Source organism: Lysinibacillus sp. FSL K6-0075 (genome assembly GCF_038592945.1).
Taxonomy (GTDB): Bacteria; Bacillota; Bacilli; order Bacillales_A; family Planococcaceae; genus Lysinibacillus; species Lysinibacillus fusiformis_F.
The window spans coordinates 2,828,512-2,851,773 of sequence record NZ_CP151947.1 but is presented as its reverse complement, the minus strand read 5'-3'; the positions used below and the strand labels follow the sequence as shown (position 1 = coordinate 2,851,773).

At 38.1% G+C, this 23,262-nt stretch carries 24 protein-coding genes and 1 riboswitch; of the genes, 17 read left to right on the top strand and 7 right to left on the bottom strand.

The window, feature by feature from the left end; translation table 11 throughout:
- Window positions 1-12 precede the first annotated feature (12 nt).
- The 4 genes from MHB65_RS14050 (at window position 13) to MHB65_RS14035 (ending at window position 3,269) form a co-directional block, all read left to right on the top strand.
- Window positions 13-150 carry a hypothetical protein gene (locus MHB65_RS14050; RefSeq protein WP_342440767.1) on the top strand — a complete coding sequence of 46 codons (138 nt, stop codon included), beginning with the start codon at window positions 13-15 and terminating at the stop codon, window positions 148-150.
- Between the two features lie 441 nt (window positions 151-591).
- On the top strand, window positions 592-2,649 hold the full coding sequence (locus MHB65_RS14045; protein WP_342440766.1) for an EAL domain-containing protein: 2,058 nt from the start codon (window positions 592-594) through the stop codon (window positions 2,647-2,649).
- Window positions 2,650-2,684: 35 nt separating this feature from the next.
- Window positions 2,685-2,990, top strand: a complete 306-nt coding sequence (locus MHB65_RS14040) for a helix-turn-helix transcriptional regulator (RefSeq protein ID WP_342440765.1) — start codon at window positions 2,685-2,687, stop codon at window positions 2,988-2,990.
- Between the two features lie 180 nt (window positions 2,991-3,170).
- Entirely contained in the window at window positions 3,171-3,269 is a 99-nt protein-coding gene (locus MHB65_RS14035) for a hypothetical protein (RefSeq protein WP_342443744.1), read from the top strand.
- Window positions 3,270-3,439: 170 nt separating this feature from the next.
- On the opposite strand, the gene MHB65_RS14030 is transcribed toward MHB65_RS14035, so the two are convergent.
- Genes MHB65_RS14030 through crcB (MHB65_RS14020) form a run of 3 tightly spaced genes read right to left on the bottom strand, consistent with a single transcriptional unit; the run spans window position 3,440 to window position 4,491 of the window.
- Complete coding sequence (locus MHB65_RS14030; RefSeq protein ID WP_342440764.1) at window positions 3,440-3,787, bottom strand: hypothetical protein; 348 nt, start codon at window positions 3,785-3,787, stop codon at window positions 3,440-3,442.
- A 15-nt stretch (window positions 3,788-3,802) separates the two neighbouring features.
- Window positions 3,803-4,132 (bottom strand): fluoride efflux transporter CrcB, encoded by a 330-nt coding sequence (gene crcB / locus MHB65_RS14025; RefSeq protein ID WP_342440763.1) that lies wholly within the window; start codon window positions 4,130-4,132, stop codon window positions 3,803-3,805.
- Window positions 4,129-4,491: a fluoride efflux transporter CrcB gene (gene crcB, locus MHB65_RS14020; protein ID WP_342440762.1), complete on the bottom strand. Its 363-nt coding sequence runs from the start codon at window positions 4,489-4,491 to the stop codon at window positions 4,129-4,131. The genes crcB (MHB65_RS14025) and crcB (MHB65_RS14020) overlap by 4 nt, the downstream gene beginning before the upstream one ends.
- Window positions 4,492-4,840: 349 nt before the next feature.
- On the opposite strand from crcB (MHB65_RS14020), the gene MHB65_RS14015 reads away from it, so the two are divergent.
- The 4 genes from MHB65_RS14015 (at window position 4,841) to MHB65_RS14000 (ending at window position 11,047) form a co-directional block, all read left to right on the top strand.
- The gene (locus tag MHB65_RS14015) at window positions 4,841-5,647 is read left to right on the top strand and encodes a hypothetical protein (RefSeq protein WP_342440761.1); all 807 of its coding nucleotides are present in this window, start codon (window positions 4,841-4,843) and stop codon (window positions 5,645-5,647) included.
- A 12-nt stretch (window positions 5,648-5,659) separates the two neighbouring features.
- Complete coding sequence (locus tag MHB65_RS14010) at window positions 5,660-7,159, top strand: hypothetical protein (RefSeq protein ID WP_342440760.1); 1,500 nt, start codon at window positions 5,660-5,662, stop codon at window positions 7,157-7,159.
- A 415-nt stretch (window positions 7,160-7,574) separates the two neighbouring features.
- Complete coding sequence (locus MHB65_RS14005; protein WP_205444002.1) at window positions 7,575-9,317, top strand: ABC transporter ATP-binding protein; 1,743 nt, start codon at window positions 7,575-7,577, stop codon at window positions 9,315-9,317.
- Window positions 9,314-11,047, top strand: coding sequence for an ABC transporter ATP-binding protein (locus MHB65_RS14000; protein ID WP_342440759.1), 1,734 nt, complete (start codon window positions 9,314-9,316; stop codon window positions 11,045-11,047). The genes MHB65_RS14005 and MHB65_RS14000 overlap by 4 nt, the downstream gene beginning before the upstream one ends.
- 605 nt (window positions 11,048-11,652) lie before the next feature.
- Here the strand turns inward: MHB65_RS14000 and MHB65_RS13995 are convergent.
- Window positions 11,653-12,024, bottom strand: coding sequence for a hypothetical protein (locus MHB65_RS13995; protein ID WP_243456230.1), 372 nt, complete (start codon window positions 12,022-12,024; stop codon window positions 11,653-11,655).
- Window positions 12,025-12,216: 192 nt separating this feature from the next.
- Here MHB65_RS13995 and MHB65_RS13990 point away from each other — a divergent pair, with 192 nt between their 5' ends.
- From MHB65_RS13990 to MHB65_RS13970, 5 genes are all read left to right on the top strand, one after another.
- The gene (locus MHB65_RS13990) at window positions 12,217-12,720 is read left to right on the top strand and encodes an RNA polymerase sigma factor (RefSeq protein WP_342440758.1); all 504 of its coding nucleotides are present in this window, start codon (window positions 12,217-12,219) and stop codon (window positions 12,718-12,720) included.
- Window positions 12,710-13,714, top strand: coding sequence for an anti sigma factor C-terminal domain-containing protein (locus MHB65_RS13985; protein ID WP_342440757.1), 1,005 nt, complete (start codon window positions 12,710-12,712; stop codon window positions 13,712-13,714). Before MHB65_RS13990 ends, MHB65_RS13985 begins: the two co-directional genes overlap by 11 nt.
- A 167-nt stretch (window positions 13,715-13,881) precedes the next feature.
- The gene (locus tag MHB65_RS13980; protein ID WP_342440756.1) at window positions 13,882-14,637 is read left to right on the top strand and encodes an SDR family oxidoreductase; all 756 of its coding nucleotides are present in this window, start codon (window positions 13,882-13,884) and stop codon (window positions 14,635-14,637) included.
- A 25-nt stretch (window positions 14,638-14,662) separates the two neighbouring features.
- Window positions 14,663-15,097 carry a MarR family transcriptional regulator gene (locus MHB65_RS13975; RefSeq protein ID WP_243456226.1) on the top strand — a complete coding sequence of 145 codons (435 nt, stop codon included), beginning with the start codon at window positions 14,663-14,665 and terminating at the stop codon, window positions 15,095-15,097.
- A gap of 300 nt (window positions 15,098-15,397) precedes the next feature.
- Window positions 15,398-16,171 carry an IclR family transcriptional regulator gene (locus tag MHB65_RS13970; RefSeq protein ID WP_004230566.1) on the top strand — a complete coding sequence of 258 codons (774 nt, stop codon included), beginning with the start codon at window positions 15,398-15,400 and terminating at the stop codon, window positions 16,169-16,171.
- Between the two features lie 607 nt (window positions 16,172-16,778).
- Here the strand turns inward: MHB65_RS13970 and MHB65_RS13965 are convergent.
- Both MHB65_RS13965 and MHB65_RS13960 read right to left on the bottom strand, forming a co-directional pair.
- Window positions 16,779-17,981 carry an aminotransferase class V-fold PLP-dependent enzyme gene (locus tag MHB65_RS13965; RefSeq protein ID WP_342440755.1) on the bottom strand — a complete coding sequence of 401 codons (1,203 nt, stop codon included), beginning with the start codon at window positions 17,979-17,981 and terminating at the stop codon, window positions 16,779-16,781.
- A 14-nt stretch (window positions 17,982-17,995) separates the two neighbouring features.
- Window positions 17,996-19,084, bottom strand: a complete 1,089-nt coding sequence (locus MHB65_RS13960; RefSeq protein ID WP_342440754.1) for a Xaa-Pro peptidase family protein — start codon at window positions 19,082-19,084, stop codon at window positions 17,996-17,998.
- A 296-nt stretch (window positions 19,085-19,380) separates the two neighbouring features.
- On the opposite strand from MHB65_RS13960, the gene MHB65_RS13955 reads away from it, so the two are divergent.
- The 3 genes from MHB65_RS13955 to lepB all read left to right on the top strand — a co-directional run bounded on the left by MHB65_RS13955 (window position 19,381) and on the right by lepB (window position 21,487).
- Window positions 19,381-20,319: an LCP family protein gene (locus MHB65_RS13955; RefSeq protein WP_205443995.1), complete on the top strand. Its 939-nt coding sequence runs from the start codon at window positions 19,381-19,383 to the stop codon at window positions 20,317-20,319.
- A gap of 348 nt (window positions 20,320-20,667) precedes the next feature.
- A complete protein-coding gene (locus MHB65_RS13950) occupies window positions 20,668-20,778 on the top strand; it encodes a transcriptional regulator (protein WP_342440753.1) in 111 nt (36 codons plus the stop codon).
- Between the two features lie 148 nt (window positions 20,779-20,926).
- Window positions 20,927-21,487 (top strand): signal peptidase I, encoded by a 561-nt coding sequence (gene lepB, locus MHB65_RS13945; RefSeq protein ID WP_342440752.1) that lies wholly within the window; start codon window positions 20,927-20,929, stop codon window positions 21,485-21,487.
- Window positions 21,488-21,522: 35 nt separating this feature from the next.
- Here the strand turns inward: lepB and MHB65_RS13940 are convergent, their stop codons facing one another.
- A complete protein-coding gene (locus MHB65_RS13940) occupies window positions 21,523-21,726 on the bottom strand; it encodes a hypothetical protein (protein WP_342440751.1) in 204 nt (67 codons plus the stop codon).
- 160 nt (window positions 21,727-21,886) lie between these two features.
- A riboswitch (purine riboswitch) is annotated at window positions 21,887-21,986 on the top strand.
- 73 nt (window positions 21,987-22,059) lie between these two features.
- Between MHB65_RS13940 and MHB65_RS13935 the strand changes: the two genes are divergently transcribed.
- Entirely contained in the window at window positions 22,060-23,250 is a 1,191-nt protein-coding gene (locus MHB65_RS13935; RefSeq protein ID WP_342440750.1) for an MFS transporter, read from the top strand.
- Window positions 23,251-23,262 lie beyond the last annotated feature (12 nt).

Below are 23,262 nucleotides of genomic sequence, written 5' to 3'. Positions count from 1 at the left end.
GGAGGAACGACCATGTCTAGGTTATGTGAAATTTGTGGCATTGCGGAAACGGTTGAGGAAGAAGGAACAGAAGAAAAAACATCTTCTGAGGAAATAAGTATGAGTATTCTTCATTTATGTGATAATTGTTTAAACGACCGACAACATTAGTAAAAGGAATTTTTTTCACTTGTATCACCTTTAAAAAGTTCACTGAAATCCTTGAAAGAAATAAAGTTGAACGATTCGCCAATTGTGAATAGGAAAGTTACTATAGTTATTGTCCATTTTGGATGTAGAAGCTATAATAAAGAATATTGCAAAAGGAATTGAAATATTTTGTTTCTTGTGTCAATCGTTTTAAACTATTCGCGTAGTTAATCAAAATGTTTGAGTTCTTTAGTTAAATTAAATAAAAGAGTAGATAGCTTTTTTTGCAAGGCCTGCTAAAAATTTTATCCACCATGAATCATAAGCATGTGTAATTCGTGCTTTTTCATGGTGGATTCTTTTGTTTTTGGAAATAGGAACTATGAATCTAGACATACAAATTTTATTTAGTTTTATATGTAGAATCCGTTTGAAAAATTTTATCAATGAGGAGTTACAATTGTGCATTTAGAAACAGCTATAAAGACAGCACTAGAGAATAATGAATTTCAACTTTACTATCAACCAAAAGTTGATTTAGTTTTAGGTGAAATTGTAGAGATGGAAGCATTAATCAGATGGAATCACCCAGAAAAGGGCATGATTTCTCCTGTAGATTTTATTCCTGTTGCAGAGGACACAGGATTAATATTACCAATTGGTGAATGGGTATTGCGAACAGCCTGTAAGCAAAATAAGATTTGGCATGATTCAGGCTTATCGTCTTTGATAATGGCAGTGAATCTATCGACTCATCAACTTTATCAACCAAATTTGATTCACATGATTCAAGAGATACTAGAGGAAGCGGAACTGGCTCCAGAGTTTTTGGAATTAGAGATCTCGGAGAGTATGGTGATGGATGTTCAATATGTTCTTCCTATCATAAAGGATTTAAAAGCTCTAGGCATCAGACTAAGTTTAGACGATTTTGGAATTGGATATAGCTCTTTGTACTATTTAAAAGAGTTTCCCATTGACATTATCAAAATTGATCAATCCTTTGTTCGAAATTGTATTCTCAAAAAGAAAGATGCAACCATTGTAAAAACAATCATTGCCATGGCCCATCAGCTTAAATTGGATATTGTGGCTGAAGGGGTGGAGACAAAAGAACAAATGGTTTTTCTCCAACGACATCATTGTAATAAAGCACAAGGCTATTTATTTAGTCAACCTGCACCTCCAGAAGAGCTTATCCCAAAATTTCATGTCATTAAACAAATAATTAGAGAAGAAGGAATTGCACAAGAAATTGCTTGGCAACAGCAATTAGAAACCTCTATTGATGATGGTTTTGACTTATTCAGAAGAATAGTAGAAAAATTACCCGAGGGTATCGTAGTTCATCTGAATGATACGATACTTTATACTAATCCAGCTGCTAAAAAAATTTCGAAAGAACATACTATGGTTGAAAATCCAATATATCAGGAAATTTTCAAAAAAAGAATGTTTCAAACTGAAGGGGAGCATTGTGAGACACCTGTAGTTGAATTACAAATGTTCAACGCTGATGGAGAAGTTCTTGATATCGAAGCCTATAGTAAAACGATTAATTTTCATGAAAATCCAGCATTTCTAACAGTAATAAGAGATATTACAGAAAGAAGGAAAATAAAAAAAACGCTTAAACAAAATGAAGAACGATATCGATTAATTACAGAGAATATTGAAGACCTTGTATGTATTATTAACACAAATGGCTTCTTAGAATATGCATCGCCTTCCCATGAAAATTTATTGGGATTCCCTGTTGCCGTATATGAGGGACAAAATGTTCAGGATTTGATTCATAAAGAGGACATCCCCCATATAATGCATGTATTTAATGTTACGATAAAATCACAGGAAGGCTATAATTTTGAGTTTAGATTACGGAATATCGTTGGGGTGTGGGTATGGCTAGAGGCGAAATTAACTCCTGTATTTGAGGAGTCAGGCGATTTCAAGTATTTTCTTATGGTATCCAGAGAAATTACCAAAAAGAAAAAGTATGAAGAGCAACTAACCCATATGGCATTTCATGATATTTTAACGGATCTTCCCAATCGAAGGTTATTTAAAGACAGGTTAAAAAAGTCTATAAAAAATGCAAAACGGCATGGTAATAAAATCGGGTTGATGTTTATGGATATTGATAGATTCAAGTACATTAATGATAAATGGGGCCATGATGTTGGAGATGAGCTTCTAAAACAGTTTAGTTATAGAGTAAAAAAGTGTTTACGAGAAATGGATATACTTTCTCGTCATGGAGGAGACGAATTTGCTCTTTTTCTTCCGACAATTAAAGAAGAGAAGGAAGCATTTCTAATTGCCAAACGTATACTTACAGAGCTTCAAAAACCTTGGAAAATTGGAGCACATGAATTTCATACGACTTCAAGTATTGGAATAGCCTTTTATCCTATGGATGGAATCACTGTTCAGGAGCTAATGAAGCATGCGGACAGGGCACTGTATCATGCGAAGGAAAGTGGAAGAAACAATATAAAACAGTTTATTAAAGGCTGTTAAATTAGTAAACAATGAAAAGTAATGAGGTGTGGCAAATGGAACACTCTCCTGCCAAAGTCATGTCAAGAAATTTTGCCCGTTACTATGAAATTTTAGAAAATGAAATGGTTTCAAATGAGCAAAAGCAATTAACTAAAATGGCTTTTATTTTGGTAAATAAAAGAATAGAAAAAAATATGAACCAAGATGAAATTGTAAAACGAAGCGGTTTATCTAAAAGTGTGGTTTCAAGAATGGAAAGCTTTAACACGATTCCATCATCTATAACGCTTGTTAAATATGCCAGTGCATTGGGAATGGAATTAATACTTGTCGATAGTGAATCGATAAAGGGGTTTTGAAAAAAGCGTTGTATCAAATCAATTACAGCTATTACAAAGCGTTTCGCTCGTGGCTACGCATCACTAATTGGCAAGAAGTCAGAGAAATACCATGACTAGATATGCTCCATTCGTTGTCATCATTGCTGTCATGGATAAGGCTAGTTGCGCCCATTGCTGTGGGAACTATGTCCAAATGTTGTGCTATTCGGAGAAAGTCTACCACAAGCAAGTTGGCACCGTTCGATGGAGGCAATCAAAACAGCTGAACTTGTCCTTGTCATTGGAATGAACCTCTAGGTATATCCCGTCAACCAACTACCCATGATGCCAAAAGGAAAAACCGTTTATAGTAATTTGGATATTTCACAGCAGACAACCCCATTTGATCTGACAGTGAGGGGGAAATAAAAGAAGTGCTGCAACAACTACAAATATAAAAAAGGCGCCCTTGCGAATCCAAGTGGCGCCTAAAACATTTGAGGTAGAAATTCCCTCATGAATCGTTGATTTTTACGTAACCAAATTTTCAAAATCATGCGGTGTGTTAACAGCTTATGTCTTTTATTTGGCCTTGCCTTTGCTTCTATTAAGCTTTGTAAAAGAATACAAGTTTCAGTTGCAAAAGCTTGAGGTTCAACGAGAACATCGAGCTTGTAATCAATTAACTGGGCTGTCTGAACCTTAGCAAGTAATTGGGCAAATTGTGTATTCATCGTAGCGTAATTTTCCTCTAATTCTAGGTCAATCAGTGAATAGAGCGTTTGCTCTATTTCAACTTCTAATTCCTCTAGTAGCTCTTTTGATGGCTGTGTCAATCGTTCACCCCTCTTCTACACGACTAGATAACCAATAGCTGCAAATAGTATTCCCACTAGCAAGGTACTGGCAATATAGCGAATGGCTTGTCTCCATTTTTGCTGTTCCATAAGCTGTAGTGATTCAAATCCAAAAGTGGAGAATGTTGTGTAGGCTCCTAAAAATCCTATGCCAATTAATTGCCATAGCCAATCACTAAGATGGAGCGCAAATAAAAAACCAAGTGCAAAGGAACCAGTGATATTAATAATAAAAGTTGCCCATGGATAAGGATGTGCCAGTAATTTTCCTAAATAGAATCTTGAAAGAGCGCCAAAAAATCCACCAATTCCGACCAAAATCATGCGATGCGCCCCCTAGCAAGTCGTATTCCCATCCAAGTACAAGCTAACCCACCTAAAACACTCACAACAACATAGAGTACAGCCAGTAGCCACTCACTATTTTCCAGGAGTAATAGTGTCTCTAAGGAAAATGTAGAAAAGGTAGTGAAAGCACCACAAAAGCCAGTACCTATTCCTAGTACAATAGGTGTACGTTTTGTAAAAGTAGTAAATAGCCATGCTAAGCAAAAGCAGCCCACTAAATTTATAAACAGTGTAGTAAATGGAAATACTTCTGTATTCGGAACGGCGAGACTAAGGCTATATCGACAGATGGCACCAAGAATTCCGCCAATTCCAACTGTAAAAAATGATTTCAAATGTTTCGTCGCTCCTTTAAGGAAGAGTAGCTATTAAGATTGTAACATGGAAAATCACCAATGGACATGCTGTTTGCCTTGTTGTTAATCACTTTAACATCATAATTACGATGTAAATATTTTAATAGAATAATATATCATACTAAAGTATGAATTTTCAGATAATTATTCTGTTTATTATTGATTAGTAGAATTAGGAAGGATTAAAATGAATATGAGGCTATCTAGGAAGCATTTATACGCCAAAACACCTATTTTTGTAAGCGTCTACATCAGATTTGCCTATAGGGTGTTGATAGGTATAGTTGCTTACGGGATAGTGTCCAAAAATAAAACAGGAGGTTTGCTTATGAAAAAAATGTTATTTGCATCTATGTTGATGCTGCTAATCGTTTTAGCTGCTTGTAGCAATGATGGGGATGAACAAGTAAGTGTAACAGCCGATGTGAATGAATTAGGATCACTCGTGATCACTGGGGATACAGTGACAGAGCAAGGTGGATGTGTACTTGCTAGTCGCTTTTCACCAGGAGATAAAATTATTTTTCGTAACAATGTACTTGATGGGCTAACAAATGAACAGGTGAAAGATGCAAAAGTGCAGGTTCATTTATCTACAGGAGAGACACTTGATATGCAATATGGTAAGCATGGTGACGATAACTTTTGGGTAGTAGCGTATCCGGTCACAAAGGATACACCAACAGGTACGCTTAATTACACAGTCACAGCAGAATATGAAGAGCAAAAGGGAGAATTTAAGCCATTTAATGTTGCACCTTCCTTATTAACAATTGTGTCGGAAGAAGTGTCAGCAGCACCAAAAGAAGATAAGGAAGAGCCTACGTCAGAGGGAGAAGACCTAGCAGCTGTGGAAACCAATCAAAAAGTCGATATCATCGGTAAAAATTTTGAATTTCATGGTCCAAATGGAGAGCAAACTTTTTATGTGAAAGCAGGAGAGGAAGTTACACTTTCTCTAAAATCTGATGAGGGTTTACACGGCATTACAGTAGAGGGATTGGATGTTAAATTAGACAAAGATGGGACTACAAAATTCACTCCAGAAAAGGCTGGAGAATTTAACATGGTATGTAATGTGTTTTGTGGAGCAGGGCACGGTGATATGACAGCTAAATTAGTAGTTGTCCAATAAAGGAGGGGTTTTATGAAACGCATATGTCAAACGCCTCTGCTTATCGTGGTGATGCTCGTAACAAGTATCACGTTAATGGCCTGTTCAGATAAAGAAGTAGTCGTGGTAAACAAAACATCCGTGAACAATAATGCTGAGAAACAGGAAGCACCAGAAGAGAAGCTATTAAACAACATAACCTTATCTAAAGAACGAGGTTTTGTTCGAGATGAAGTAGCATTTGAAGTAACAGATTTGGAGGCTAATAAGACAGTTGAATTGGTGTGGAATGCCATAGAAGGGGAATATGTGATTGAGGATCTCTATGCCGTTATTGGACCAAAGTTCACAGAACAAGAAATTGTTTTACAGCAAGGGAAGGCCAATTCAGCAGGAAACTGGTCTGGAAAGTTTACTGTCCCTGAAGGATTTGGCGGAGATTTTACCTTATGGGTCAAGCAGGATGGTAAAAAAATTGGGCAAGTTGGCTATACAGTAGATCCATCGTTTGTAATGGAACCAACTTCAGGTCCTGTAGGGTCAGAAATTGTCATTAAAATGGAAGGTCTTGGCTGGAGCACCTATATGCGTAACTGGCAGTTAACCTACGATAATAAATATACGGGGCTAGTGACAGGTATTTCAACCAATGGAACGGCAGAGGCAAAAATTCGTGCTGCTGGTTCTGTTGGAGAACATGCGATTCGTCTTCGTACAGGCTATTTAGGAATGCAATACATTAACTATTTACAGTCCCCGTATCCAGATAAGCCTGCACCAGACTTTATGTTTACTATTACAGATGGGGTTGCTCCAACCATTGAAAATCATGTTGAAGAAATACCGATTGCTGCATCAGGTGGTCTTGAAATGCCAAAACTACAGCAAGCACAAGGTGTCAAGGTGGGGCTGAGTAAAGATGCAGCAACAGTGGATGAGCCTATAACATTAACATCTTCAGGATTACCAAAAGAAACAGAAATAGAGCTTATTTGGAATACGATGAAGGGCAGTCGTGTCAGTGGCAAAGGCTTTGGTGAGGATACTTCGTCGCTAGGCACAATAAAAACAGATGCTAAAGGCAATTTACAGTATGACTTTAAAGTGCCAGATGATCTAGGGGGCATACCGCATCGTTTAGATTTAATGGCAAAAGGTCAAGTATATGGTCAAGCATATTTGCGTATTTTACCGTCAATTGTTGATTTTACACCAAAATCAGGTCCAGTTGGTACAAAAATTTCCATTACAATTAAAGGCGGTGGCTGGACTGAATATGATAATGCCTATTATCTGACTTATGACAATGCTTATACAGGATACTTATGTGCTTTTAATAGTCAAGGCAATTTGACATTTGATGTGATTGCTACAGGCGAAGTTGGCTATCATTTAATTGACTTATATCCTGGCATCTATAAGCAGCAGGAGAAAGAAACCGATATGACGCTAATTCCACAATTAACTTACTCAACGGATCATCCTGGTTCTGCAATGCCTGCTATTCGTTTAGCCTTTAACGTGACAGAATGATAATTTAATGCTTTAAAGCGCTAACTATTTCCTGAAAATGATAAAAAATAACAGGGTGATAGTTGACAAATATTTCTATAGTGTGATAATCTTCAAGAACACTATAACAAATAAACTAAAGGAGGGCATGACAATGTTCATTTTATCAGTATCACATTCTATCACAGTTACATACATTGTCCATGCCTAACATTTATTTAAAATTGCAGAAAAAGGTATGGAATTATCCTGCCTTTTATAAGAGACACTTACTCTTTTAGGGTATGTGTCTTTTTTTGTGCAAAAAAGGTTGTAGTGAAACAAAAAAGGAGTGTATGTATATGCGAAACACAGTACGACGAATGATTTTCAAAAAGGAATTTCTAGAAAGTGGGTAGCCACCCACAACAGCACGGAGGAAAGAAGGTTATGATGTATGTTTGATGTGTTAAGTAAATTAGGCTGGTTCTTTAAACAATACTGGAAGCAATATACGGTTGCCATTGTTTTACTGATGGTTGCTAGTGGATTAGAGGTTGTTCCTCCATATTTACTCGGCTCAATTATTGATTTATTGACTACAGGAGCGATGACACCAGCTATTTTAACAAAGTATGTATTGATTTTTATTGGGATTATTATTGGGGGCTATTTATTAAATTTTGTGTGGCAATTCCGACTATTTGAAGGGGCTATCAACCTTGAGAAAATTTTACGTCGAAACTTGATGCAGCATTTTTTACGCATGACCCCAACGTTTTATGAGAAAAACCGTACAGGTGATCTCATGGCACGTGCAACAAATGATTTAAATGCCGTATCCATGACAGCTGGTTTTGGCATTATGACGTTGATTGATTCAACGGTTTATATGGGCTTTATCATTTTTGCGATGGGCTATATGATTTCGTGGAAGCTCACATTTTTTGCGATGTTACCAGTCCCTATCATGGCGATCCTCATTCAATATTTAGGGAAAATTGTTCATGAGCGTTACATGAAGGCACAAGATGCTTTTGGGGAGCTAAACGATAGTGTACTTGAATCTGTGGCAGGTGTGCGAGTGGTGCGCGCCTATGTGCAGGAAAAAAAGGATGAGGCAAATTTTGCGGATATGAGTGAAGTCGTGTATGCGAAAAATATTCATACAGCTAAAATCAATGCTTTATTTGGCCCGATTACAAAAGTCGGAACAGGTATTAGCTATGTGGTAGCACTTGGCTACGGGGCTCATTTAGTGGCAACGGAAGCGATGACAGTTGGACAATTGGTCACGTTTAATGTTTATTTAGGTTTAGCTGTTTGGCCAATATTTGCAATTGGCGAGCTCATCAATGTTATGCAGCAGGGGAATGCCTCACTAGATCGCGTACAGGAAACATTGAACTACGAGGCAGATGTTCGAAATATTCCGAATCCGCAAATGATTGCGACACCGAATGCGATTGGCTTTGATGCTTTAACATTCCAATATCCAATGAGTCAGGTGAAAAATCTACAGCAAATTTCACTGTCCTTGAAAAAAGGTCAAACGCTCGGCATTGTTGGTAAAACAGGGGCAGGTAAAACAACCTTCCTACGCCAATTATTGCGAGAATACCCAATCGGACAGGGACAGCTTTCCATTGACGGTATCGATATTACCGCTCAAACGAAGGAGCAGATTCTTGACTGGATTGGTTATGTGCCGCAAGATCATGTGCTATTCTCACGGACTATTCGTGAAAATATTTTATTTGGGAAAGAAGATGCGACACAAGCAGAATTACAGCAGGCGATTCATGCCGCGTATTTTGAAAAGGATTTAGGCAATCTACCAATGGGCCTTGAAACACTTGTTGGAGAAAAGGGTGTCTCTCTTTCAGGCGGTCAAAAACAACGTGTATCCATTGCCCGTGCATTAATTAAAGATCCTGAAATTTTAATGCTGGATGATTCCCTTTCAGCTGTCGACGCGAAGACGGAGGCACGAATTATTGAAAATATTCAGCGTGAACGTCAAGGTAAAACAACCATTATCACAACGCATCGCTTGTCTGGTATTCAGCATGCGGATGTCATCATCGTATTGGATGATGGGCAAATTGTAGAGCAGGGAACACATGAGGAACTTCTTGCGCAACAAGGATGGTATAAAGAGCAATTTGACCGTCAGCAGCTAGAAGGAGGTGCCTCATGAATACGAGTCAACGTTTAATACGCTATGCGATGTATTTTAAAAAGCCGATATTATTAGGCTTATTCTTCCTGACAATTGCCGTATTTACGGAGCTTGTTGGGCCATTTATTGCGAAACATATTATTGATCATTACATGACAATCGGTCATATTGAAATCAAACCGATTACATGGTTGCTCATTGTTTATCTATTATTAGCCATTGCAACGGCTATATTACGCTATTTTATGTATATCTATTTGCAAATCGGTGCAAACCGTGTAATCCAAAAATTACGTCAGGATGTCTTTGAACATATTCAAACTTTACCGATCCAGTATTTCGACAATTTACCAGCAGGTAAAATTGTTGCTCGTGTAACGAACGATACAGAAGCAGTTCGTAATTTATATGTACAGGTATTATCCAATTTTGTGACGAGCTTCATTTCTATTTTTGGGGTGTATATCGCACTCTTTATTTTAAATTGGAAAATGGCAATGCTTGCTTTAATAATGATTCCCATTGTTTATGTGTGGATGATTTTGTATCGAAAAATCGCCTCCAAATATAACGATGTCATTCGTACAAAAATCGCAGATATTAATGCCATGATTAATGAATCCATTCAGGGCATGACGATTATTCAGGCATTCCGTCGCGAGCAACAAATGACGAAGGAATTTGATGATATGAATAATGAGCATTATGCTTATGGACGTAAGCTATTAGTGCTTGATTCAGCGACTTCCTTTAACCTTGTGAATACGTTAAGGCTCATTATGTTTACCGTGTTTATTTTCTATTTTGGTACACAGTCATTTACAGCTACTGAAGTGATTTCAGCAGGGACATTGTATGCGTTTGTCGATTATTTAACAAAGCTGTTTAACCCAATTACGAATATCGTCAATCAATTTTCTCAGCTTGAGCGTTCTCTCGTTGCAGGGAAACGTGTCTTCGAGGTGCTAGATACAGATGGAGAGCCTGTTTCTGAAAAGAGCATTCCACGATATAAAGGAAATGTGGTCTTTGAAGATGTTTCCTTTGCTTATAAAGACAATGAATATGTGCTGAAAAACCTATCATTTGAAGCACATCAAGGTGAAACAATTGCCTTAGTTGGTCATACAGGCTCAGGGAAAAGTTCCATTATGAACTTGTTATTCCGCTTCTACGACCCGTCAAAAGGTAAAATTACCATTGATGGCATTGATATCACCTCTGTTCCTCGTCAAACGATGCGTGAACATATGGGGATTGTGCTACAGGACCCCTATTTATTTACGGGTACGATAGCGTCCAATGTTGGCTTAAACAACCCTCGCATCTCCCAAGAGAAAATAGAAGCTTCTTTAAATGCTGTCGGGGGAGAACGTGTTTTAGCGAACTTACCGAATGGCTATGAGGAGCCAGTCATTGAGAAGGGCAGTACATTATCATCAGGACAACGTCAGTTGATTTCGTTTGCACGTGCACTTGCTTTCGATCCAGCGATTTTAATATTAGATGAAGCGACATCGAATATTGATACGGAAACGGAAGAAATTATTCAGCATGCGATGGATGTCCTTAAAAAAGGGCGAACAACGTTTATTATTGCCCACCGACTTTCTACGATTAAAAATGCAGATCGTATCCTCGTGCTTGATCGAGGGAAAATTGTAGAAAACGGCACGCATGATGAACTGCTAGCACTTGGCGGAATCTATGACAAGATGTATCAAATGCAAGCGAATTCCTTACAATAATAGCTACGAAAAGCCCCACTTCAACTGTGAAGCGGGGCTTTCTTAGTGTTGAAAAACAAAACAGTCAATTGAAAGGTAGAAATGAATTTCCGTTGCAGGCTACTTGCTTTCCTATGGGCGAGCGCCGAATCGCTTCCTCCGCTACCGCTCCGTTTAGAGTTTTGCCTGTCTCGCTAGCCCACGGGAGTCAAGTAGCCCTCCACTTCAACCCACTAACTTTTTAGCAAAGGCGTTCAATACTCATTTTTTGAGGGGTGTCGTAACTCAACACTTCTCACATTGAAAATAAGAGCCTACCCTTTCTCTAATCATACACATAATGGGCTATTTGTTTGCTACGTTTAGTATGAAAGATAAGGAAAAGACATTTTTGCAGAATGGTTGATTGGAGTGGAGCCAGCGTCACTCCTAGGGGATTTAGCGTCACAGAGGAGACCCTGGAGCGAACGGAAGTGAGTGAAGCGGCTCCTCGGACGCCCCCTGGAAAGGACGCTGGCGGAACGGAAATCAACCTCTCACCTTGCAAAGTTGCTTTTTCTGCCGTTGACATCATCTTTTTTCAACAACAGGAAAGCCCCACTTCAACTGAAGCGGGGCTTTCCTATTTATCTTACATATTTAAAGACATTGACAAAGAATAACAGAACGGACAGTGCTACAGCAATGCCACCACCTGATACGAAAAGCTCAAATAACCAGCGTGGTACATCCCAATACACCATCATCATGCCAACAAAAAGGAATGGTAAACCGAGATTGTAAAGCCAGAACTGTGCTTTGGCAAGACCTGTCTCCGCAGCATCTTTATAAGTCGAATAAATTAAACCAATGAATCCAGTAGTCAGCCAACCTACCACACCAATATGAGCATGTGTCGCCTTCCATTGAAGTTGAACCGTATAATGCATAAACAGGCCAAAAGCAAAAACAATCAATAAATAAAAGACTGAAACCTTTATCCATTTAGCACCCATCATCCACAACTCCTTTCTTGAAAGTGATTTTAGCTAGCTGCTACAGTATATTCTTGTCAAATAAAAAAGATGCTTGTATGTATTTGAAAATAAATGTAGTTTGTTTTCGGTAAACTAAAATATTTAATGGGAACTTTTTGTAATATGTAAACTTTTCATGGCGTTCTGCGTTGTATAGGCAGAAGGGAGGTGGACATGGTAAAGCAATCAATGAATGCGTTTCTACAGCAGGCAGGAACGCTGCTATATCGTTATTTGAGAAAACGTGGGTTAGCCCATGAGGATGCAGAAGATATCGTCCAAGATACATGTTATAAATTTTTATTACATAAAAATGGAATTCAGCCAGACAAAGTAATGAGCTGGTTATACCGTGTAGCAACCAATCAATTTTATGATCTCAAGAGAAAAGAAACACGTCATCCAACAACAGAATTAGAGGAAAGTCAATTGACTTCATTCATTCATATTCCTGAGATCCAGATGCTAAAAAAAGAAAAATTAAAGGACATACAGAACACACTCGAAACGCTATCCATCTTGCATCAGGAAGTATTAATCCTGAAATATGAGCTGGGATTATCGTATAAGGAAATTTCAGCCTTGATGAATAAGAATGAAAATACACTAAAAACGCATGTCAGACGTGCTAGGGAAGAATTTACTGAACGATTTAAGGAGGATATTCATGATGAATAAAGAAGAAAATGAATTTTTGTTTGATGATAAACAAACGAAAAAAATAATGAGAAGGGCAAGGTTTTGGTCAACAGTCAAAATGATTGGGATTACATTGATTGTTACACCCATTGTGCTAATAGCCTTATGGTATGGGCTGAGGACTTTATCGTTAAATAGTGCTCAAAAAGTAATGGATGATATTCATTTATTTAACGAAATAAGTGCGCCCAATGTTCAAATTAGTAATCAGGTTTATGACGATCATTTGCTTGGAGGAAAAATAACAACAACAACCTATAAGGTGCTTGGAGATCAGCATCGACCCTATATTTGGAATCCTATCGAAAGTGATTATAATCTATTTGGAACGCTTACATTCACTTCCTTTTCTAGCTCCATCCAAATAGAAGGTTCAGAATCACTGGCAGAAACACATCAATTCGAACGGTTTAATGACTACACGGGTGATCGAGAAATGTTTTTTTATCACCCTAAAATTGCATACGATCATTATAAAGATAATATTAGTGAGCTGAATCAATTGGAGAAAAATACTTTAGTAGAATTAGCTATTTCTTTTGATAATGCCTATCGTTTTGAAGACATTAAAAGCAAGCTACCGCCTGAAGTGCAAGTAGATTGGTGGTGGGTGGATGCTTATACAGATGATACGCTAGATTTTTTTAAGCAAGGACAGCATACGATTGCAGCTAATCATCCGTACATATACGGCTTCCAATCAGAGCAATCCAAACCAAAATCCCGACGTTCTTCAAGCGACGAGGTTGACACCTTTATTCGAAACGTTGAGCTTCTTCGTAAAGGCAAGAACTTTGAGTGGGAAACAAACCAGGTTTATCAAGCTTTAATAGGGGAAAATGGGACCCTGGAGAAAAGTGATGTGAAAATAACCGGAGCGGTAGTAACTGGTACACCAGAACAATTGCAGTCATTACAAGGACAATCATACATTAAAGGGTCTATATTTGGTGTAATATCAAATCAGAAATAGAGGGCTTGAAAAAAGTAATCAGCACGATCCTGCAGGAAAGGTCAATTTTAGAAAAGCTTATTTTGGATTAACCAGAATAGGCTTTTTTATCTGAAGTAATTTTGTTTATCTATAAATAGTTTAATGTTAAACTATTTATAGATAAACAAGAAGGAGATGTTGTTGCAATGGGTAAACTACAAAATAAAGTAGTCATCATTACTGGAGGTGCAGGTGGTATTGGTAGTGGAATGGCAAAAGCTATGGTAAAGGAAGGGGCGATTGTCACAATTGTGGACTTAAATGCAGAGGCAGGCGAGGCAATGGCAAAAGAATTACAAGAAATGTCTCCACAGTCTATGTTTTTACAGGCTAATCTAATGGAACGCGATGAATTACCAAAAATTATTGATACAGTCGTAGAAAAATACGGTAAACTAGATGTGCTAGTTAATAACGCTCATGCTGCTAAACAAGTTACAATAGAAGAAACTACACAAGCAGATCTTGACTTGTCATTTGGGACAGATTTTTATCCAACCTTCTATTTAATGCAAGCAGCACTACCGCATTTAAAAGAAACAAAGGGTAATATTATTAACTTTGCATCAGGAGCAGGCATTCAAGGTCATGAAACACAGGCAGCTTATGCCGCTGCTAAGGAAGCCATTCGCGGCATTTCACGTGTTGCCGCAAATGAATGGGGACGTTTTGGTATTAATGTCAATATCATTAGTCCGCTTGCTGACTCACCAGGTGTACAGGCCTGGGCAAAAGCACAGCCAGAATATTATGAAGCGGTTAGAAGTAAAATCCCACTAGGTCGTTTTGGTGATATTGAGCAAGATATCGGCCGTGTAGCTGTTTTCTTAGCTTCTGACGATTCCCAATACATCACAGGTCAAACGATTATGGTGGATGGGGGTTCACTAATGCTTCATTAATGCTCGGCGTTTGAGGAGGATTTTTTTGAAACAGACAAATATTTTTAAACTGATTCATATGATTGAGCAGGTGAATAATGCCAATATTATACGTTTTACAAAAGCGTTTCCATATCCTTTAGGAATTTCACCGATTTTAGTTTTAAACGAGCTACATGGCAAAGGCCCGCAAAAACAAGCAGAATTAGCCGAAACGATCGGCTATACAAAAGGTGCTATGACGAGCATTGCTGAAAAGTTGGTCAAGCTTGGATTAGCAGAAAGACTGTATGATCCATCCGACCGTCGCACGATTCGCTTACAAATTACAGTTGAGGGTCAAAGTGCTTTAGCAAAGGCTCAATCCATCGGGAAAGAGGTCTTTGTACAGCTTTTTGACGTATTAGATGATGAGGAAATTGCCCAATACTTACGGATTCAAGAAAAATTAGTACAGGGTATCCAGCAGAAAAATGAGTAGCTAATAGTAATGTGAAAAATCAACGCACCTTTTAAGAGGTGGGTTGATTTTTCATTGGATAGAATACGCAAACTGGCGGATAAAACTCAATATGTGACGGATAGAATGAGGATTCTAGTGGATAGCCTTCCATTTTTGCTGGATAGCCATGCTCTATGCAATTTGGATGACCCTATTAACTGCTTGAATACAATAATTCATTTAAAATCTAATTGTAAAATAGTTGAATTTATTGAAAATTGTCCGGCTTCATTTTATAATCATAATACGGTTCTATTATAGAGACATTTGAGGTGTAAAATGACATTAAAAACATTAGATAACTCCTTGGAGGTTCTGAAATATTTTAATAAGGAAAATCCTACATGGGGTGTACGTGAGCTAGCGAAAGAGATGGATATTAGTCACTCGATTATTTATCGGATTTTAGCGACCTTCGAAAAACAAGGCTTTCTTATTCAAAATCCTGAGACAAAAAAATATGAATTGGGGCTACGCTTTCTAGAATATGGTCAGATGGTTAAAGATAAATTAAATCTTTCTGACTTTGTTTTACCAATTATGATAAACCTTGCAGATACCATCAAAGAATCCGTGTTTTTAACATGGCTAGATGGAACGGATGGTGTCACAGTGGAAATAGCTGAGAGCTCTCAAACCATTAAGTTTTCGGTGTCGATTGGCACGCGGACACCGCTACATATTGGGGCATCTTGTAAAGTCATCATGGCTTATCTACCTGAAGAGAGAAAAAAGGAGATCATGGAGCATGGGATGAAAAGATTAACTCCTGAAACGATTACTGACCCTGATGAAATGCTAGCTGATTTAGAAAAAATACAACAGCAAGGCTGGTGCTTTTCGACGGGAGAATATTCTCACTCGGTATTTGGGCTAGGTGTACCTCTTTTTAATAGTAAAAAAGAAGTGATTGCCTCTTTAACAATTGCTGGCCCTATTTATCGTAAGCCAACAGAGGAGAAGTTACCTGAAATGGTGAATGTTCTTCAATACGGAGCAATGAATATTCAACGTTATTTCGATCAATACAGCTTTAAATTGTATCATGAATAAGCATGAAAAAGAGGCTCAAGATAGTTAATGTCTATCTTGAGCCTCATGTTGTTGCAAAAAGATGATGTCAACGGCAGAAAAAGCAACTTTGCAAGGTGGAGAGGTTGATTTCTGTTCCGCCAGCGTCCTTTCCAGGGGGCGTCCGATGAGCCGCTTCACTCACTTCCGTTCGCTCCAGGGTCTCCTCTGTGACGCTGGCTCCACTCCAATCAAACATTCTGCAAAAGTGGCTTTTCCTTATCTTTCATACTAGCTAGCCGTAGTAATCAAATTAGCCTATTATTTGTATGATTAGAGAAAGGATAGACTCTTAATTTCATTGCGAAGAAGTGATGAGTGTCAAAAGCCCTCCATAAAATGGGTAGTGAAGACCTTCACTTTATTTGAAAACCTTTGCTAAAAAGTTAACATTTTGTAGGTTGGAGTGGAGGGCTACTTGACTCCCGTGGGATAGCGAGACAGACGAGCCCCTGCACGAGCGGGAGCGGAGGAAGCGGCTCGGCGCTCGCCCACAGGAAAGCAAGTAGCCTGTAACGGAAACCATTTTCACCTTTCACAAAAATTCTATGGATGGTTTTGTTTTTCAACACTAAGAGGCTCAAGATAGTTAATGTCTATCTTGAGCCTTTGTTTGGATGTCTTTTATGATGGACACAGCCGTGTCGATTTCTTCAAACGTATTAAAATAGTGTGGCGAAAAACGGGCCATTTTAGTAATTTGATTGCGTTCCATAATGGTATTCGCCATAAATGTGCCCGCTTCAATGATGACCCCACGTTCTGCTAAAGCATTGGTTAGCTCATCTGGTGACAGCCCTTCAATATTAAACGGTGTAATCGATAATCGATAAGCATTATTTTGCGGGCCATATAAGACAATGCCTGGAATCGTTGCAAGCTGTTCAATTAAATAGTTTGTTAGCTGTTGTACGCGTTCATATATGTGATGGATACCAATATTGTTCGCATAATCAATAGCTGCCCCTAGTCCGAAAATACTGGGAATGATCGGACAACCTGGCTCAAAACGTTTAGCTGTTTCTAAAAAAGAATAGGCATTGTTCTGATAATCCCACTGGGTGCTGCCCCAGCCAATCATAATAGGCGTCAATGTTGGAATGAGCGCTTCTCGTACGTATAAAATACCTGATCCTTCAGGGCCGCGTAGCCATTTTCGCCCACATGCAACTAGAAAGTCACAGCCAAGTTCGGCAACATTCATTGGTGTTAAACCAAGTGTTTGATTGGCATTAATCAAGGTTAGCACATTGTGTTGCTGGGCTAGCTGACATATTTCTTTGGCGGGCTGGAGTGCGCCAGCAGCATTGGACATATGGGCAAAGGCAATCAATCTCGTTTGAGGGGTGATAAGTAGCTCAAGCGCTTGTAAATCTACCATATATTCATCATTCGTTTTTAACACTTTCAGCTGAACCCCATGTTGCTGAAGGGCAAGCCAAGGCACGTAGTTACTCAACATTTCTGTGTCGAGTACTATGACCTCATCTCCCCGTTTCCATTGCATGCCCCCAGCGACATAATTAATAGCCACTGAACCGTTTGGCACAAAGGCAATTTCCTCTTTTATTGCGCCGATAAACAATGCGGCTTTCTCTCGAATACGCTCTACTTGAGCATACGTTTCTTGACGAAAAGAGGGCAAGTAGGGACCAATACTTGCTTGTTTTTGGAGATAGCTCGTCATTTCATCCACTACTGGCTGTGGCATGGCAGATGCAGCAGCTGTGTTTAGATAAATACAGTGTTCAAGTAGCGGCATATCCTGTTGTATTTTCCTCATGTCTATCATTGTACACACCAACCTTATAAAATGATTAATTCTTTCGAATAGGTCATTAAATTTTCGTAACCATCTTCTGTGACAATTAAATTATCCTCGATACGAACACCAGCAACATCCTGCACATAGATACCTGGCTCCACAGTAAAGGCCATGCCTGGCTTTAACACTAGTTGATTACGTTGCATCATATAAGGCTCTTCATGTGCGCTTAAACCAATGCCGTGGCCAAGTCGATGTGTGAAATAATCGCCATAGCCAGCATCGCGAATAATGCCTCTTGCCAGATCATCGATGGCATGAGCTGTCATACCTGGTTTTATGGCTGCTATGGCCGTTTCATTTGCTTGCTTCACAATGCTGTAAATCGTTTTTAGCGTTGGAGAAACTTCTCCTAAAGCAACCGTTCTGGTCATATCCGCCACATAGCCCTTATAAATAGCACCAAAATCTATGACGATTAATTCGCCTGTCTCTATTTTTTTCGTGCTTGCTCTACCATGAGGAAGCGCACCTCGATAACCCGAAGCAACAATAGTCCCAAAAGGTGTTCCTTCTGATCCGCGTCGTCTCATTTCATATTCTAATTGGGCTGCGACTTCCATTTCTGAAATACCTGCTTGAATAATTGGTAATGTGGCTGCTAGACTTTCTTCGACAATCTGTACAGCCTGACGCATGAGGGCTATTTCATGTTCATCTTTTTCCATACGTATATCACGAATGGATGCTCCGATATCACATAAATTGTCATATGTAAGGTTTTCGATAGCCTTCTGTTCCTTCACGCGCATGGCGTCATATTCAATACCAAGTGTCTGCGCTATTCCTAATTCTTTTTTTAGTTGCTGGATGGCCTGTGTAGGTCCTTCTTCATCTGAATAGGATAAGATTGTCCCACCATTACTCAAGTCTACTTTTGTTAATTCTACTTGTGGAACGAGAAAATATAATTGATTATGAGCGGTGATAGCGGCTACTGTTAAGCGTTCACTTTGCTTTAACTGAAGGCCTGTAAAATAATACATGTTTGACCCTGGCACTAGTACCGCGACATCAATCGACTGTTGCTGCATACGGGAAACGAGCTGCTCTCTTCTTTTTTGAAACATTGAGTGATTCCTCCTAAATAAAATTGTTTCTATTATAGAGACGTTGTATCTTAAAAATAGTATATATCAACAATAATGAATTTTCAATAAATTAAGATAGCACCATTTTGATAGAAGGGAATGAATGTAAAAGGAAGATAATTGACAAATGAGGGAATAGTATGCTGTAAAATTAGTAAATACTAGTGTACGTCTTTTTTTCGTTCATTATGCATATAAGTAGACTAGATAAACTTTTTTCCAACTTAATACGTCAAAAAGAGGGGCAAAATTGTTAAGCAAGAAAGGACTTATGTATGGAAAAAAATATGAAACGCTCAAAAGAGAAAAAGAGCAAGAAAAAATTATGGCTGTGGATTGTTGGTAGCCTATTAGCAATTTTTTTGATTTTTATAGGTACTGCCTACTTTACCATCCAAAAAACTATGAATAAAATAAATACACCACTTATTCAAACAACAGATGCAGCACAACCAGAAGAAAAAACAGTGATTAAAAAAGATCCATTTTCGGTTCTGATGCTTGGGGTCGATGAACGAAAAGATGATAGTGGTCGTTCCGATACCATGATTGTAATCACTGTGAATCCTGAAAAACAGACAATGAAAATGCTTAGTATACCCCGTGATACACGAACAGAAATTGTTGGTCATGACACAGTAGATAAGATTAATCATGCCTATGCCTTTGGGGGCGTCCCAATGGCTGTGGATACGGTCGAAAATTTTTTAAATATACCCATTGATTATTATGTGTTTATTAATATGGAGGGCTTTTTACAAATTATTGACACGCTGGGTGGCGTAACAATCGATAATGATATGGATTTAACCTATGACGAATACCATTATCCAAAGGGAGAAATCACATTAGATGGTAATGAGGCCCTTATTTTTTCTCGTATTCGTTATGAAGATCCCCGAGGTGATTTTGGACGTCAAATTCGACAACGTCAAATCATTGAAGCGGTGATGAAAAAAGCCTCCACACCATCAACATTATTAAAGGCAACCGATATGCTGAATGTACTAGGCGACAATGTTCGCATGAATTTCTCTGTGAAGGACCTTATTCAGCTACAAAGTATTTATAAAAAAATGGATAAGGATATTGAGCAGTTATCGTTTGAAGAGGGAGATGGGGAAAGGATTAACCGCATTTGGTACTACATTCCGAATGAGGCAGAGCTTCAAAAAATACAAACAGATTTAAAAAACCATTTACAAAGCAAGTAAGCAAGTTGCTTACAATATGTCGCATACGAGTTGTAAACTTTTTGGCCACGAAGGGAGGGAGATGAATGAATGGGAGGACCCAGGTGCTGAGGTATACAGCGCTGAATCATTGCATGCAAAGCTATGTACCTAAACGTAAAGTGCGTAAAAATCCAGTCCAATCAGTGGTAAGAGGCCTACAAGTATTGTGTTTAAAATTGTTTATGTAAGGGATAAAAAATCATTCAGGTAGGGTGCATGCCTAGTTGAATGATTTTTTTGCTGTTATTCATCATTTTTCGATATTTCTTGAAATATCTGAAAATTAAGTGTATACTGACATTAGAAATGGTTAAAGGAGTGATTGTGATGATTATAGGCACAATTTTATTAGCATTTGCATTACCAGTTGGTATCATATTAGCAGTAGATTTATTAAACGAGCAGCATCACTCTGCTACACAAACTAACCATTCATAACGGTGAAACAACAAAATAGCAATTTCTAGACAATGTTACTTTGTAGCCTTGTCTATTTTTCTATGAATAGGAAACAATTTGTGTGATTCATTCGTCAATAATAGTGAGAAAATGTTATACTATTAAAAAACAGTATCGGGGAATGAGCATGCAAGAGGAAAAAACATCCAATCTAAAAAAAGAAATACTATCCTACATCAAAATTATTGTCATTACAGCTGTTGTTGTTTTTGGCTGTAAGCAATTTTTATTTGCGCCGATTAAAGTGCAAGGAGCATCGATGTACCCGACTTACCATGATAAGGATATTATTATTGTAAGTAAAACAAGTAAAATCGAACGTTTCGATCAAATTGTTTTCCAATCACCTGTTGAGGATGAGTTATATATTAAGCGTGTCATTGGTCTTCCAGGGGATAAAGTGGAAATGAAAGACGATGTATTGTATGTCAATGGCAAAGCATACAAAGAAGATTATGTTAACCGTCAAACGGATGATCCTAATCAATTACGCATTACGGAAAACTTTACATTGGAACAATTAGTAAATGAAAAAGAAGTGCCAAAGGGCATGTATTTTGTGCTCGGTGACAATCGCCTAAAAAGTAGTGACAGTCGCCATTATGGTTTAATTTCAGAGGATGCAGTTTACGGTGAATCAAAATTAATACTATATCCATTTAGTCATTTTCATATTGGTTCAAAATGATGAAAAAAGAGGTCACTCCATTGAGTAGCCTCTTTTTAATTTTGGGGTAAATCGGTACAGCTTTTATAAGTGGGATAATAGACACAAATCTTTGAATTTTCAACGGTTTCCTTGATGGGCGATGGCTTACTTTTCATTGGAGATTGCATTGCTGGTTCTTCATTTGTGAACGCTTCTTCTACTAATTCTACGCCATAAAATAGTATTAAAAAATAGCAGACAAATCCTACTATACGCAAACAATCACCTCGTAAAATAGTTATTGTATGTTATTATATATGGTCAAATTCGTCGAAATATAAGCAGAAAATCGAAATTTTCTCTCGATGAAAAGATTGTTAGATGTAAAAAACTCTATAAAAAAAAGTTATTGTCAATGAAATTTTGATGTGCTACTATAGCTAAAGTAAATATTTGATCTGTATAACCTCAATAATATGGATTGAGGGTCTCTACCAGGAACCATAAAATCCTGACTACAAAACTTTGCTTTATTTTTGTAGTCAGGATTTTTTATTTTGTTTTAAAACAATCTCCTACAAAAATGAGCGTGTAACGAAGGGGAGATTACGATGAATTGGAGAGTTTATATTCTTGCTATGACTACCTTTGCAGTAGGGTTAGTTGAATTAATTGTTGGTGGCATACTGCCAAATATTGCGGAGGATTTAGATGTATCTTTAGCGACAGCGGGGCAATTAATTACTATTTTTGCACTAGTTTATGCAATTTCTGCGCCAGTCCTACTATCCTTGACAGCCAAGGTGGAACGGAAGCGCTTATTCCTTATTTCTTTATTTATTTTCACGTTAGGAAATCTCATGACTTTCTTTAGTACAACGTTCATCATTGTGCTAATTGCACGTATTTTCACAGCCATGAGTACAGCGTTAGTGATTGTTTTATCATTAACGATTACAACCAAAATCGTAGAGCCTCGCCATCGTGCTAAAGCACTTGGGCTTGTTTTTATGGGCGTAAGTTCTGCGCTTGTGATCGGTGTGCCAATGGGTATTTTTATTACAGAGGCGTTTGGCTGGCGAGCTGTATTTTTAGGTATTAGTGTACTGTCAACGATTTCAATGATATTAATTGCCTTATTACTTGAAAAAATGCCAATTGGAGAAGTAGTGCCACTCAAGGCGCAAATCAAATCTCTGGCGAATTTAAAAATCCTGACAGCGCAGTTAACTACCTTGTTTATGCTAGCTGGTCATTACATGCTCTATGCTTATTTAACACCATTTTTAGTAGAGGCATTTGATATGAGTGCTTCATGGATTAGTATTTGTTACTTAATCTTTGGTATTGCCTCTGTTAGTGGAAATGCTGTAGGTGGCTGGGTCAGTGATAAAATTGGCACAAGTAAAGCCATTATTTTAATTGTCTCGGCCTTCGCCATTGTCTTATTCAGTATTCCTTATACAATTATTGCCTTACCACTGTTTTTAGTGTTTACGGTTTTATGGGGTGCGTTGAGCTGGGCGTTGACACCGCCATTACAAAATTATTTAATTCAGGCGGATCCTCAATCATCCGATATTCAGCAAAGCTTAAATACAGCTGCCCTGCAAATTGGTATTTCTATCGGATCAGCAGTTGGTGGCGCAATGTTTGCCTGGACAGGATCTGTTATGCACTTAGCTAGCTTCGGTACGATTCTAGTTCTCTGTGCTTTAGGCTGTGCCATCTTCTCTATTAAAAGAGCACCACTTGGACAGGAGCAGCACGTAGATTATCAATCAGCACAACATAACTCATAATAGAACAACAGC

Coding starts and splice junctions, on each gene's coding strand:
- MHB65_RS13980 (WP_342440756.1), top strand. CDS start 13,882: ATGGGTAAACTACAAAATAAAGTAGTCATCATTACTGGAGGTGCAGGT.
- MHB65_RS14000 (WP_342440759.1), top strand. CDS start 9,314: ATGAATACGAGTCAACGTTTAATACGCTATGCGATGTATTTTAAAAAG.
- MHB65_RS14005 (WP_205444002.1), top strand. CDS start 7,575: ATGTTTGATGTGTTAAGTAAATTAGGCTGGTTCTTTAAACAATACTGG.
- MHB65_RS14010 (WP_342440760.1), top strand. CDS start 5,660: ATGAAACGCATATGTCAAACGCCTCTGCTTATCGTGGTGATGCTCGTA.
- MHB65_RS13965 (WP_342440755.1), bottom strand. CDS start 17,981: ATGATAGACATGAGGAAAATACAACAGGATATGCCGCTACTTGAACAC.
- MHB65_RS13985 (WP_342440757.1), top strand. CDS start 12,710: ATGATGAATAAAGAAGAAAATGAATTTTTGTTTGATGATAAACAAACG.
- MHB65_RS14050 (WP_342440767.1), top strand. CDS start 13: ATGTCTAGGTTATGTGAAATTTGTGGCATTGCGGAAACGGTTGAGGAA.
- MHB65_RS13950 (WP_342440753.1), top strand. CDS start 20,668: ATGATTATAGGCACAATTTTATTAGCATTTGCATTACCAGTTGGTATC.
- MHB65_RS14040 (WP_342440765.1), top strand. CDS start 2,685: ATGGAACACTCTCCTGCCAAAGTCATGTCAAGAAATTTTGCCCGTTAC.
- MHB65_RS13935 (WP_342440750.1), top strand. CDS start 22,060: ATGAATTGGAGAGTTTATATTCTTGCTATGACTACCTTTGCAGTAGGG.
- MHB65_RS13990 (WP_342440758.1), top strand. CDS start 12,217: ATGGTAAAGCAATCAATGAATGCGTTTCTACAGCAGGCAGGAACGCTG.
- MHB65_RS13995 (WP_243456230.1), bottom strand. CDS start 12,024: ATGATGGGTGCTAAATGGATAAAGGTTTCAGTCTTTTATTTATTGATT.
- MHB65_RS13955 (WP_205443995.1), top strand. CDS start 19,381: ATGGAAAAAAATATGAAACGCTCAAAAGAGAAAAAGAGCAAGAAAAAA.
- MHB65_RS13960 (WP_342440754.1), bottom strand. CDS start 19,084: ATGTTTCAAAAAAGAAGAGAGCAGCTCGTTTCCCGTATGCAGCAACAG.
- lepB (WP_342440752.1), top strand. CDS start 20,927: ATGCAAGAGGAAAAAACATCCAATCTAAAAAAAGAAATACTATCCTAC.
- crcB (WP_342440763.1), bottom strand. CDS start 4,132: ATGATTTTGGTCGGAATTGGTGGATTTTTTGGCGCTCTTTCAAGATTC.
- MHB65_RS14015 (WP_342440761.1), top strand. CDS start 4,841: ATGAAAAAAATGTTATTTGCATCTATGTTGATGCTGCTAATCGTTTTA.
- MHB65_RS13970 (WP_004230566.1), top strand. CDS start 15,398: ATGACATTAAAAACATTAGATAACTCCTTGGAGGTTCTGAAATATTTT.